Origin of the sequence: Arcicella sp. BE140 (assembly GCF_031456255.1) — a bacterium.
In the GTDB taxonomy this organism is placed as follows: domain Bacteria; phylum Bacteroidota; class Bacteroidia; order Cytophagales; family Spirosomataceae; genus Arcicella; species Arcicella aquatica.
Window position 1 is genome coordinate 303,987 of record NZ_JAVDUE010000003.1, and the last position, 12,883, is coordinate 316,869.

A 12,883-nucleotide genomic window follows, 5' to 3' on the forward strand; every position below is an offset into this window, starting at 1 on the left:
AAATTAATATTTATCTTTCACAATTTAGTGTTTTTTGCCTAATCATTCAAGTACTATATTGCAGATATTTATCAAAGCAGAAATAGTCAATACATTTTACTAAATTTGTAGCAGTTATTTTTGCTTTTACTTTCAAATCTGAAACAATTTTCATTGAAAACTTACTTTCGTATTCTTCAATATGCAGAGTCTCTAAGGGTCTTTGCATTTCCATATTTTTTATTTTCATTACTGGCGAGCTTGTTCGGCATTTTAAACTTCACGTTACTAATTCCTTTGCTTGATGTATTGTTTGATAAAGTGCAAACGGTTGATTTAGAGAAGTTTAGTAAAAAGCCTGAGTTCTCGCTTGAATCAGATTACTTCAAAGAAATCTTTAATTATTACTTCTACCAAATCATTGATTTATACGGTAGAATGGGAGCTTTGAAGTTTGCTTGTATCGCCATCATAGTATCGGTGGTGTGTTCAAATATCTTTCGATATTTATCTCAAAGAATCCTCAAAACAGTAGAGGCTCAGACCATTGCATCTTTGCGTCAAGCCATTTTTGAGAAAACCCTTAACCTACATTTCGGTTTTTTTAACAATGAACGCAAAGGGAATTTAATGGCTCATCTCACAACGGATGTTCAAGAAGTTGAAAACTCTGTTGGTAGAGCTTTTACGGCAAGTTTCAAAGAGATTTTTACACTCATTATGTACTTTGTTTTCTTGTTTAATATGTCGGTAAAATTGACATTGTTCTCCTTGTTGATTTTGCCTATCTCAGGGGGGGTAATTGCGACTATCAGTAGAAGATTACGACGTGCTGCTCGTGATGTACAAGAACGCCAGAGTGCTATGATTGGTACACTCGACGAAGTATTTGGAGGAATGAGAATCGTAAAAGGATTTAATGCTGAAAAGGTAGTAGCCGAACGTTTCAAAGTAGAAAACTATGGCTATAAAGCAGCAGTATTACGCATGGTATATCGTCAGGAAATGACATCTCCTGTTTCTGAGGCTTTGGGAGTAACCGTTATTGCTGGGATTTTATTATATGGAGGTACGCTCGTGATTAATAATGACGAAAGCTTAAGTGCCTCAACGTTTATTTCTTTTATCATTCTGTTTTCACAAGTAATGCGACCTGCTAAGGTAATAGCAGATGCTTTTAGTGGCATACAAAGGGGAATAGCTTCGGCAGAACGAATTCTGAAATTGATTGATACCGTACCTGCGATTCAAGATGCGAAAGATGCTGTTGATATACCTGAGTTTAAAGAAGAAATTGAATTCAAAAATGTAAGCTTTGAATACCAAACGGGGAGAAAAGTATTAGATAATATTTCATTCAAAATTCAGAAAGGGAAAACAGTTGCCTTGGTCGGTACGTCAGGCGGAGGGAAATCAACCCTAGCCGACCTAGTACCAAGGTTTTATGACCCTACGGAAGGACAAATTTTGATGGATGGCATAGACCTAAAACATATTCGATTAGCGTCTTTAAGTAAACAAATCGGTATTGTTACGCAAGAATCTATTTTGTTCAATGATAGCGTAGCCAATAATATTACTTTTGGTTCTGTGGCTAGTCAGGCACAGATAGAGGAAGCCGCTAAAATTGCCAATGCTCATCAGTACATCACACAGTTGGCTGATGGCTACGAAACCTTTATTGGCGACCGTGGTGGAAGACTTTCGGGCGGACAACGTCAGCGATTGAGTATTGCCAGAGCAGTGTTGAAAAACCCACCTATTTTGATTTTGGATGAGGCTACTTCTGCCCTCGATACCGAATCGGAGAAATTGGTGCAAGAAGCTTTAACGCATTTGATGAAAAATCGTACTACGCTAGTAATTGCTCACAGACTTAGCACGATTCAACACGCAGATGAAATTTTGGTCATTAATCATGGAAAGATTGTAGAAAGAGGAACCCATAGTGAACTTTTAGAAAACGAAAATGGATTTTATAAGAAGTTAAACAGTATGCAGGAAACGTAGATAGCTATTAGCTATAATTCATAAACCAGTGAGGTTAAGGTTCTTAAATAATTTATCATGGAAAAGCACGCTCAAGAAGGTTGCCCGAGATGTGGGAAAGTTTTTATCTGTAAGGTAAATAATATCTTGCAGTGCGACTGTATGAAAATCAATCTGAGCAAAACACAAATAGAACACATTTCCGACATTAGTCAGTGGGAGTTTGATGGAGCGTGCTTATGTAATGAATGTTTAGAAGAGCTAAAAGCAGAAGTGTCGTAGTCATAGGCTTTCGGAAGTCAGATTTCAGTTTTCGGCTTTTGGGTGATATTAGGCAAGAACACAAAAAATCTTATGTCTTGCATCTTGTTTTTCCAGTCTAGCGTCTTATGTCTTGAATCTTCCGTCTAGTATCTTAAAGTCCTCAAGTCTAATAATCCTCAAGTCCTCCTTCCAAAAGTCCCCCTCCCCAAATTCCTTTACACAAATTTCATCTACATCAGGTCAGGTCTGACATTGAAAATGAATAGCTTTGCTGAAAAATCTCAAACAGTCAGTAAATGAAAAAATCTTTCTATTCTCTGCTATTAATACTTTTAATAAGTACTTCTATGAGCAGTTATTCACAACAAAAATTGAATGTAATGACTTTCAATATCCGCATGGAAACTGTGCAGGATGGCGAAAATCAATGGGCTAAACGTAAGGAAAATCTTAGTAGTATGCTAGATTTTTATGAAGCAGATATTTGTGGAATGCAAGAGGTATTAGTCGGACAGATTAGAGATTTAACCAAACTGCTTCCTAATTATGCCTATGTAGGCGTAGGGCGTGATGATTCTAAAGAAGGAGGAGAGTTTTCGCCCATCTTTTACAGAAAAGATAAGTTTACAATATTAGAAAGCAATACTTTTTGGCTAAGCCAAACGCCTGATGTACCAAGCAAAAGTTGGGATGCCGCATTGAATCGTATTGTTACTTATGCCAAATTCAGAGACAATAAAACCAAGAAAGTATTCTATTTCTTCAATACTCACTTCGACCATATTGGTCAGGTAGCTCGTCGTGAAAGTGCTAAAATGTTAGTCGCTAAAATCAAAGCAGTTGATGCTAAGATACCCGTTATTTTAACAGGAGATTTCAACAGCACTCCGACAGAAGAGCCAACTGTTATCATTAATGCAGGATTAATTGATACGGAGAAAGTTACTTCAACACCACACTTTGGGCCAGTAAGTACTTTTAATGGATTTCAGGCTAAAGAAATAGAAGGGAAATTGATAGACTATATTTTTCTGAATACTGATAAAATCAAAGTATTGAAGCATGGTACATTAAGTAATACTTGGAATGGTCGTTTTGCATCAGACCATCATGCTGTCTTTGCACAACTTGCATTTTAATCGGCTATCAGCTTTCGGTCTTCGGCTTTCAGCTATCAGTTAAGCAATAAATTATCTGATAGCCGATGCCCGAAGACCGATAGCCAATGTCCGATAGCCGAAGACCGAAATCCGACAGCTACAAGTGTGCCTTCACCATTCTATCTCTTCCAAAAAAATCTTTCACTACCTCAACACTACTAAAACCTTCGTCCCAGAATAAAGCTGCTGTTTCTAAACCAAATGATTGGTTAATTTCTACGATACAAAATCCATTTACCGATAAATGTTTTTTTGCAAATTTGGCGATAGCTTTATAAAAAATCAGTGGATTGCCGTCTTCTACAAAAAGAGCGAGGTGTGGCTCATAAGCCAATACATTTTTCTCCATCTCATGTTTTTCAAAATTGGTAACATAAGGAGGATTAGAAAGAATAATATCGAACATAGGTAGGGACTCATGCTTAGATTCATCCAAAAAATTTACCTCTTCAAAATCTACTTTTACCTTATTGGTTACTGCATTCTCCTGCGCAATTTGCAGTGCTTTTGTTGATATATCATAAGCTGTTACAGAGGCGTTATCAATACCGCCTCCCACAGAAATAGCAATACAACCCGTTCCTGTACCAATGTCTAATATTTTCGGATTCGATACAATCAACTTGTTTTTTACTAAATCCTGAAAAGTATTTAATGTTAGTTCAACTAATTCTTCTGTTTCTGGTCTGGGAATTAAAGTAGCAGGACTTACTTTGAATCTTCTTCCATAAAACTCCGTTTCGCCAATAATGTACTGAACAGGTTCATGATTTTTGAGTCGGGTGATAATATCTTGATAATCAAAAACCTCTTTTAGTGGATTATCCAGCAAAATATCTGTTTTAGAAATACCTTGAAAGTGTTCTAACACTAAATAAACGATGCTTTTTGCTTCGTTTTCATCATAAACAGCACTAATTTCGGATACTAATTGTTGAAAAAAGGTTTTTGCAGACATAAAATGATCAATAAAATTTATGCAAAGTTACAAAGAAAATTACGCTAACAAGTCTGAAATGTGGATGGCTCGTGCTTTGCAATTAGCTCGTTTAGGGGCAGGGACTGTATCGCCCAATCCGATGGTAGGTTGCGTAATTGTACATAATGGGCAAATAATTGGCGAAGGCTGGCATAAAAAGTATGGAGAAGCCCATGCAGAAGTAAATGCTGTAAATTCGGTAATGGATAAATCTTTGTTGACAGAAGCTGATGTATATGTCACGCTTGAACCTTGTTCACATTTTGGCAAGACACCCCCTTGTGCAGATTTACTGGTAAAGCATGCCGTCAAACGAGTAATCATTTGTAATGTAGATTCAAACCCATTGGTAGGAGGAAAGGGCATTGCCAAGCTACAAGCTGCGGGAATAGCGGTAGAGACGGGTATTTTAGCAGAACAAGGACGAGCATTGAATAAACGGTTTTTTACTTTTATCGAAAAGCAACGCCCTTATATTATCCTGAAATGGGCAGAAACTGCGGATGGGTTTATTGCTAAAGAGAATTTTGAAGCTGTTCAAATATCTAATGCTCTTTCCAGAAGGGTTGTTCATAAAATGCGTAGTGAAGAAGATGCCATCATGATTGGCACTAATACGGCTCGGTATGATAACCCTAGTCTGAATAACCGTTTTTGGACTGGCAAAAATCCTTTAAGAATCGTAATAGATAAAGACCTTTCCTTGGATAAATCCTTGCATATCTTTGATGGCTCACAGCCTACTATTTACTATAATTTACTAGTAAATAAAGAAGAAAATAATGTTTTTTTTGTGAAAATAGAGCAAGAAGACTTTTTATCGACAATTATACAAGATTTAACACAACGAAAAGTACAATCGTTGATTGTGGAAGGAGGTAGTAAATTATTGCAAAGTTTTATCGATGCCACTCTATGGGACGAAGCAATCGTATTACAAAGTAAGAAAATACTAGAGCGCGGTATAGCTGCCCCCAAAATTAAAGGTGTTGCTAGTGTAAGTGAAAAGCTTGGTAGTGATAATATCCTTACACTTTACCACCAACAACCTTTAAACCAATAATTCCTACCGTAATTAACAAAAGAAAAAAGACTTCAGACCAATTTAACTTTGCATGAAAGAAGGCTATTTCGGCTATTTTAATAAAAATCAATGTGGCTGCTGTCCATACCGCCATTGCCGTAGCTGTGGGTACAGTTTTAAGTGCAACGGAGAAAAAATAAACATTGGCTAATCCAAAAACGATATAACCCAAGAATGGCATTAGTGTTAGAATCCCTTCTGCAGCAAAATACTTGTTTAAGGGAAGAGCTTTAATATCTTTAAAACTAAATAATTTTAAAGAGAAAGTCCATGCTGCTTCAAACAAAGCAGCAATAATAAGGTATATCCAAGCCATTTATGTAAGGTCTGAGGGGTGATTATTGGAATCTTTATTTTCTTCTATTTTGTGTTGTTCTATTCTACGGTAATTCATACTCGAGTTTTCAATTAGAAAATAATGTTCAATATCTTCAATCCAATGTGTGATTTTTTTCAAAATGGTAGGGCGAAGGTTATAATACCATGCAAACCATTTAAAGCGTAATAATTTCTTTTCATCAAAACGTTTAACCGAAAAAGCGTGCTGTAAGAAATAGTCTTTCGGATAGTCATAATATAATCCCCAATTTTCTCGCTCATTGCCCGGCTTGTGCCCAGGGAAATAGACTGTACCAAAAAGATAGTCCCAGAAGGCAAATTTTGTTGCGAAATTAGCATGAAACACTTCTTGATAGTTGGAATGATGCCATAAATGCAATTCTGGTGAATTAAAAATATACTTCCATTTACCCATTTTTACATCAATATTAGCATGAATAAACATGCCAAAAATAGCATCTAATAAGGCTTTAATTGGTAGAACAGCAGGGTCTGCTCCTAACACAATGATGGGTAGAAATTCAATGGTTTGATTAATAATAATTTCTACAGCATGTGAACGCGAACCTTCTAAAAAGTCAACTTCTTTTCCAGAATGGTGTGCTTCATGTGTTCTCCAGAAAAATTTATTGGAGTGTTGAAAGCGATGAAACCAATAGATATAAAAATCGTGTGTAATCAGAAAAAAAAGAACTTGTACTGGAACTGACCAATGTTTAACAAATTGGTATTCAGACCAATCGAAACTTGTATTGATTGGCTGAATAATGTAATCGAAAATAAGAATTTTAAGAAAGAAACTCTGAATAATGGTATACCAAACTAAATCCACCCAAAAGCCTTCTCTGAAAAGCTTTAAACCTTTACGATATGGATATAACCTTTCCATCAGAATAATAAAAATTATCCAACATATTAATATTGAAGTGGTTATTGTTAAGAGATTCATATTGGTTGTATGATAATATTACGCGGAAAAGGAATTTCCATTAATTACTTTACTTGTCTGAATTTTATAGAAATTAAGAGGTAGAAACTTTACAAAAGCTTCTACCTCTTGAACAAAATCTACTTCCTCTAATCAATATTAGATAATAAAACCGACATTTACTGATAAGCTTAACATTAATTTAATAAACACTAAGCAGAGTATTCTGCTGAGATATGTTTTCTAAGCTTTTTCATCTGAGATATCTCAGCTTCATATACTTTTTTAACGCCATCACCTACCGAAATTTCTACGTCACGGATGTCTTTTACTAAACGTGATAAGCCCTGAGGCTCTACAGAAGCAGCATGGTCAGAACCCCACATAGCACGATCTAGTGTGAAATGACGCTCTACAAAAGTAGCACCTAAAGCCACAGCCGCTACAGTGGTAGCCAAGCCTGTTTCATGGCCAGAATAACCAATAGGAGTATCTGGGAACATTTCACCCAACGTTTTAATCATGCTTAAATTCAATTCTTCTGGCTTACATGGATAAGCTGAAGTAGAATGAGCAATCATCAATGGGTAGTTTTCATCAAAGTTTTTAATGAAAGCAACTGTCTCAACAATCTCTTTTACAGTTGACATACCTGTTGAAATCATTAATGGGCGACCAGTATGAAGAATTTTCTCGATTAATTCTAAGTCAGTTAGAGAAGCCGAAGCTAATTTGTATAATACTGGGCTAAAGTGCTCTAAGAAATCAACCGACTCAACATCCCAAGGTGATGCAAACCAGTCGATACCTCTTTGTTTAGCGTGCTGGTCGATGGCTGAATATTCTAAATTGCCAAATTCAGTTTTACGTTTGTAGTCGATGTACGACATTCTTCCCCAAGGAGTATCACGCTGAATTTCCCATTGGTCAAGTGGAACACATAATTCAGGTGTTCTTTTTTGAAATTTTACAGCGTCTGCTTTTGCATTTGCCCCTTCGTCAATCAGTTGTTTGGCAACGTCTAAAGAACCATTGTGATTGATTCCGATTTCGGCAATAATGTAGCATGGCTGACCCTTACCGATAACTTTTCCTGATGATAATGTAACGTTTTTCATTTGTAATGGACGTAAAAACCCCCTGACCCCCGAGGAGGGTTTGTTAGAAAAGTATTGATGTCTTTGGGGATAAGAGATTGTATAAATAGTTAGATTTATACAATCTCTGGAAGACATTATTGTTTAAATTTTTAAAATCAATTAAGATTGTGCCGCAATAATCAATTCTGCAAACTCTCTGAAACAGCCTTCGCCACCTTTGTTTTGACAGATATAATCGGCTACTTCTTTGGTAAAACTAATGGCATCATTGGGACAAGCAGTTAGTCCCACATTTTGCATAATTTCAATATCGTTTACATCGTCACCGATGTAGGCAATGTTGTTTTTGGTAAGATTACGGCTAACCATTATCTGTGTTAGAATAGCCAATTTGTCTTTGATACCTAGGTGCAATTCCGTGATTTTTAGCTTTTCAGCTCTTTTCACCACTGAAGGAGAAACCTCTCCTGTGATAATAGCAGTTTCTACATTGACTGATTTACGAAGTCTTTCTACACCCATTCCATCACGGATATTGAATTTTTTTAATACCTCGCCATTCTCGCCATAATAAACGCCTGCGTCTGTCAGCACACCATCACAATCAGTAATGAGCAATTTTATATGCTTTGCTTTTTCGTGTATATTCATGTTTTATTGAGTGATTTAGTGAATGGTGATTTAGTGATTTTTAATAATTATTAATTAACTATGTGTTGATTCAACAATTCACAACTAAAAAATCACTAAATCACTCATTCACTCAATCATAATTATATAGCCGTCCAACCACCATCTACAACTAAGTTTGCGCCTGTCATGTATGCAGAGGCATCAGAAGCTAGGTAAATTAAAGCTCCTTGATAGTCGTTTGCAGTAGCCATTCGACCTAATAAAGTTTTGGCTGAATAATTCTTTACAAAATATTCGTCTTGAGCATTTCCTACACCGCCGGGCGAAAGCGTATTTACTCTTACGCCTTTGTTTCCCCAATAAGCCGCTAGATATCTTGTAAAATTGATAATAGCTCCCTTAGTAGTAGGATATGATGGCGATTTGAAAAATAACTGCTCGCCTGCTTCGTTACGGTAAATGCTTTGATCTGGCCCAACAATTCCGTAAGTAGAAGCGATGTTGATAATACTTCCACTACCTTGTTCAGCCATGACCGAACCAAATATTTGTGAGCATAAAAACACGCCTAAAACATTTACTTCTAACGATTTGCGGAAAGATGCTATCGGGTATTTTTCAAAAGCCGAAAGCTCTGCTGCTAGTTCTGGATTTTCAAACATATCATTGATAGCAGCATTATTTACCAAAATATCTATTGAACCATAACGAGCTATGATTGCTTGTTTTGCATTTTCTAAAGAGGCTTCGTCAGTAACATCTATGCTTATTCCTATCGCTTTCTCTCCAAAGTTTTCCGCAAATTTTTGTGGGTTTGCCTGCGCAATATCTGCCACTACTACATTGGCTCCAGCCGCTACTAACGCTTCGCAATGCTTTTTACCGATAAGTCCAGTGCCACCCGTTACGATAGCCGTTTTCCCTTCCAAAGAAAATAATTGAGAGAGGTTCAAATCAGGACTTGTGATTGTATTTTCCATAAATAATTTAACGTATCTAAAATCAAGCAGATTATTTATAACTAGCTTATGTAATCTTAAATTATTAGCTCATCGCTCATAACTCACAGCTTTACTTAAGCTTTAGCCAAAGCAGGCTTGATATTATAATTGCTAGTTTTTCTGAAAACTGCTTCTAATACTTCACCTTTCAAGTATGATTTTAGATCATTACTTTCGATAGCTTCTTTCAAAATAGGCATTACCTCGCGATAGGCCGAAAGTGTATAATTGATGTCTTCGTCTGAATGGCTAAAACACATATTATGGAAACCAGCCCATAAAACACCACGCTTAATCATTTCTTGTTGTACCAAAGCCTTTACTTCTAAGCCGTTACCAGCTTCAGGTGCAAACGTCACCATCGAACGGCAGTTATAACCAATACACTTAGTAAGGTTTTCTAAACCAAATTCTTTCGCGATTTCGTTATAGCCATCTTTGATAATTTGACCTTTAGCATCTAAATAAGCAGGCACATTTTTATCCCTGATTTCTTTGATAGTAGCAATACTTGCTGCCAAAGAAAGAGCTTCACCACCAAAAGTAGTGTAGCTGAATACATCACTATTGAATAATTCCATTACATCAGCTCGACCCGTCAATAATGCAATAGGCATCCCGTTTGCACACGCTTTTGAATAGACAGCTAAATCAGGCACAACATTGAAATATTCCTGAGCACCACCCAATGCAATACGGAAGCCCGTCCACATTTCATCAAAAATGAGTAATGTGCCATTTTCACGACAAAGCGTTGCTAATTCCTGTAAGAAATTGTTTTGTGGGGCTTCGAAAATGAAAGGTTCAAGGATAATAGCAGCTACGTCTTCATCCAACGCCTCACGGATTGCTTGAATATTGTTGTATTCAAACGTATAGGTCATGTTTTGAATAGCCTCTGGAATACCCGCATTACGGCTTGTAATACCGATATACCAATCGTGCCAGCCATGATAACCACAACAGAAAATCTTTTCACGGCCAGTGAAAGCACGTGCAACACGGATAGCCGCTGAACAAACATCCGCACCAGTTTTTGAAATCTTTACAGCCTCGGCATTAGGAATTACTTCTTGAATCAATTCAGAAAGTTCTACTTCTAAAGGATGCATCAATGAAAACGTGATTCCATCTTCTAACTGTTGCTTAATGGCTTCATCTACTACAGGATAAGCATAACCTAATGAAAGCGGTCCAATCGCAGCATTAAAGTCGATGTATTCGTTGCCATCAACATCCCAAACGTGCGAGCCTTTTCCTTTTTTCAAATACTTAGGAGCTACGCCCTTCGTAAACTGACCTGGTCCCTTGGCAAGAGTTTGCGTAATTGGTTTTTGTACTTTTAAAGCTCTATTATACAGACTATCAGACTCGGTGATAGTTGGATAATTATCGTTAGATTTTATTGAATTTGGCATTTTTGTTGGAATTTAGGATCGTTGGACTTTAAGACTTTAGGATGAAAGAATCAAGAGATGATTAAGGTTGAGGAAGCAAGATTCAGAAGAATTTGATTCATCAACTCAAGGCTCATTGCTCAAGGCTTACAGCTTCCTCATGAGCCAATATTTTTTCAGCCATTTGTTTTCCCGTGAATCCTTCATATGCTAGTACTTCGTTCAAACGTGCTGGTTTAAACCATTTTTCTACTAAAGCAATTGGTAACACATCGGCCGTGATTCTATTTTTCAATAAAGTTTCGGCAACTATAGTATATAATCCACCAGTTAAGAAGTGGTCTTCGATAGTTACCACTAAATCTGATTGTAGCGCAGCTTTTACAATAGCTTGTTCGTCTACAGGTTTAAGGCTTCTCATGTTTACCAAACCTACTGATTTACCTTCTTGACGTAAAATATCTGCTGTAATCAAAGCTTGTTCAAACATAAAACCATATACTAAGATAGTTACATCTGTTCCTTCTGCAATGATTTCAGCCTTCCCGATTTCAAAATTGGTATCATGTTGATACTGAGCAGGTCTTGTACAAATACGAACATAAGAAGGATTTGGAGTATTCCAGATTTGAGGTAACATCGTTACTAAATCATTTTCATCAGCAGGAGCAAAAACCTGCATATTCGGAATACCACGCATGATATTAATATCTTCAATGGCTTGGTGCGTAGGCCCGTTTCCGTCTGATAAAAAGCCGGGGATAAAACTGCTTAATTTCACAGGCAAATTAGCAATACCTGCATCAGTACGGATAAACTCAAAAGCACGCATTGACAAAAAAGCCGACAAAGCATGCACCACAGGAATGCGTCCGCGAAGTGCTAAGCCAGCGGCAGCACCAATCATCGTTTGTTCTGTTATACCTGTATCTATAAATCGTTTGCCCAAAACAGCTGGTAGATTTCTGACTAATGCACGGTTTTCGGCAGTCATTACTACAAAACGTTCGTCGTTAAGGGCTGTATTTTTTAATAATTCTTCGTACATAATTTTATATATTTTTTAAGTCATCGGATTTCGGCTATCTGGTTTCGGATTTGCTTTTTAGTAAATTAAAGGCTCAAAGCCGAAAGCTGACATCTGATGGCTGATAGCTATCTAACTACTAATACTTCAGATTCGATATTAGCTGAATGAACACCATGTAATTCTTCCATCAATTGTGATACCTCATTGGCTGAGAAATTACAGAACCAACGGTCAGCACGAGCTTCTATACTTGGTAATCCTTTCCCACGGATAGTATCAGCAATCACTACGTGAAGTTTGCCTTTGCGTTCATCTAAACTTGTAAAAGCTTCTTCTAAATCCAGAAAATTATGTCCGTCTATTCTTACTACATCCGCTCCAAAAGCTTTGAATTTATCGGCCAAAGGCTCCAACGGAATCAAATCTTCTGTAGCAATGTTTGCTTGGAACTGGTTACGATCAATCACAAAAACTAGGTTGTCTAATTTGTACGCATTGGCTACTAAAACAGCTTCCCAACAAGACCCTTCGTTTAATTCACCATCACCCAAAATACAGATGATTCGGTTGTCAGTTCCTCTCATTTTACAATCTAAGGCTACACCAAGCGAAACAGCCGGTAGGTGGCCTAATGAACCTGAATGAAATTCGATACCCGGAATTTTAGTATTAGGGTGCCAGTAAATACTATCTGAAGTAGAAAGATGATTTTGAAGACGTTCAGCTTCTAAAATGCCCATTTCAACCAACGTTCCATACAAAGCAGGTACATCATGACCTTTTGAAAGAAACAAATAGTCACGATTCGGGTCATCAAGATTTTCTTTGGTGATATTTAAAAAACTATTGTAGAGGTAAACCATCAAATCGGTAGCCGAAAGGGAAGCTCCTACAAAACAACCGCCATCCGTAGACATTCCGATGATGTGCTCACGGACACGTAATGCGATACTTTTTAATGTTTCTAATTTTTCTTCGGTCATTGTATTTATTTGGAATT

At 36.9% G+C, this 12,883-nt stretch carries 13 protein-coding genes; 4 read left to right on the forward strand and 9 right to left on the reverse strand.

Features of this window, described 5'->3' with window-relative positions; translation table 11 throughout:
* The first annotated feature begins 153 nt into the window (after window positions 1-153).
* The 3 genes from J2Y60_RS07240 to J2Y60_RS07250 all read left to right on the forward strand — a co-directional run bounded on the left by J2Y60_RS07240 (window position 154) and on the right by J2Y60_RS07250 (window position 3,371).
* The gene (locus tag J2Y60_RS07240) at window positions 154-1,989 is read left to right on the forward strand and encodes an ABC transporter transmembrane domain-containing protein (protein WP_309915462.1); all 1,836 of its coding nucleotides are present in this window, start codon (window positions 154-156) and stop codon (window positions 1,987-1,989) included.
* Between the two features lie 57 nt (window positions 1,990-2,046).
* A complete protein-coding gene (locus J2Y60_RS07245; protein WP_309915465.1) occupies window positions 2,047-2,250 on the forward strand; it encodes a cysteine-rich CWC family protein in 204 nt (67 codons plus the stop codon).
* A gap of 278 nt (window positions 2,251-2,528) precedes the next feature.
* Complete coding sequence (locus tag J2Y60_RS07250; protein ID WP_309915469.1) at window positions 2,529-3,371, forward strand: endonuclease/exonuclease/phosphatase family protein; 843 nt, start codon at window positions 2,529-2,531, stop codon at window positions 3,369-3,371.
* Between the two features lie 118 nt (window positions 3,372-3,489).
* Here J2Y60_RS07250 and prmC read toward each other — a convergent pair whose 3' ends face one another.
* Window positions 3,490-4,350: a peptide chain release factor N(5)-glutamine methyltransferase gene (gene prmC / locus J2Y60_RS07255; protein WP_309915471.1), complete on the reverse strand. Its 861-nt coding sequence runs from the start codon at window positions 4,348-4,350 to the stop codon at window positions 3,490-3,492.
* Window positions 4,351-4,369: 19 nt separating this feature from the next.
* Here prmC and ribD point away from each other — a divergent pair, with 19 nt between their 5' ends.
* The gene (gene ribD, locus J2Y60_RS07260; protein WP_309915477.1) at window positions 4,370-5,434 is read left to right on the forward strand and encodes a bifunctional diaminohydroxyphosphoribosylaminopyrimidine deaminase/5-amino-6-(5-phosphoribosylamino)uracil reductase RibD; all 1,065 of its coding nucleotides are present in this window, start codon (window positions 4,370-4,372) and stop codon (window positions 5,432-5,434) included.
* Here ribD and J2Y60_RS07265 read toward each other — a convergent pair.
* The 8 genes from J2Y60_RS07265 to J2Y60_RS07300 all read right to left on the reverse strand — a co-directional run bounded on the left by J2Y60_RS07265 (window position 5,400) and on the right by J2Y60_RS07300 (window position 12,866).
* On the reverse strand, window positions 5,400-5,771 hold the full coding sequence (locus J2Y60_RS07265) for an SMR family transporter (RefSeq protein ID WP_309915480.1): 372 nt from the start codon (window positions 5,769-5,771) through the stop codon (window positions 5,400-5,402). The genes ribD and J2Y60_RS07265 overlap by 35 nt on opposite strands.
* On the reverse strand, window positions 5,772-6,683 hold the full coding sequence (locus tag J2Y60_RS07270; RefSeq protein ID WP_309915482.1) for a sterol desaturase family protein: 912 nt from the start codon (window positions 6,681-6,683) through the stop codon (window positions 5,772-5,774).
* Between the two features lie 251 nt (window positions 6,684-6,934).
* Window positions 6,935-7,840 carry an N-acetylneuraminate synthase family protein gene (locus tag J2Y60_RS07275; RefSeq protein ID WP_309915485.1) on the reverse strand — a complete coding sequence of 302 codons (906 nt, stop codon included), beginning with the start codon at window positions 7,838-7,840 and terminating at the stop codon, window positions 6,935-6,937.
* A gap of 141 nt (window positions 7,841-7,981) precedes the next feature.
* Window positions 7,982-8,473: an HAD hydrolase family protein gene (locus J2Y60_RS07280; protein WP_309915488.1), complete on the reverse strand. Its 492-nt coding sequence runs from the start codon at window positions 8,471-8,473 to the stop codon at window positions 7,982-7,984.
* A gap of 122 nt (window positions 8,474-8,595) precedes the next feature.
* Entirely contained in the window at window positions 8,596-9,435 is an 840-nt protein-coding gene (locus tag J2Y60_RS07285; RefSeq protein ID WP_309915491.1) for an SDR family oxidoreductase, read from the reverse strand.
* A 95-nt stretch (window positions 9,436-9,530) separates the two neighbouring features.
* Window positions 9,531-10,874: an aminotransferase class III-fold pyridoxal phosphate-dependent enzyme gene (locus J2Y60_RS07290; RefSeq protein ID WP_309915494.1), complete on the reverse strand. Its 1,344-nt coding sequence runs from the start codon at window positions 10,872-10,874 to the stop codon at window positions 9,531-9,533.
* A 112-nt stretch (window positions 10,875-10,986) separates the two neighbouring features.
* The gene (locus J2Y60_RS07295) at window positions 10,987-11,901 is read right to left on the reverse strand and encodes a transketolase C-terminal domain-containing protein (protein ID WP_309915496.1); all 915 of its coding nucleotides are present in this window, start codon (window positions 11,899-11,901) and stop codon (window positions 10,987-10,989) included.
* 107 nt (window positions 11,902-12,008) lie between these two features.
* On the reverse strand, window positions 12,009-12,866 hold the full coding sequence (locus J2Y60_RS07300) for a thiamine pyrophosphate-dependent enzyme (protein ID WP_309915500.1): 858 nt from the start codon (window positions 12,864-12,866) through the stop codon (window positions 12,009-12,011).
* Between the last annotated feature and the right edge of the window lie 17 nt (window positions 12,867-12,883).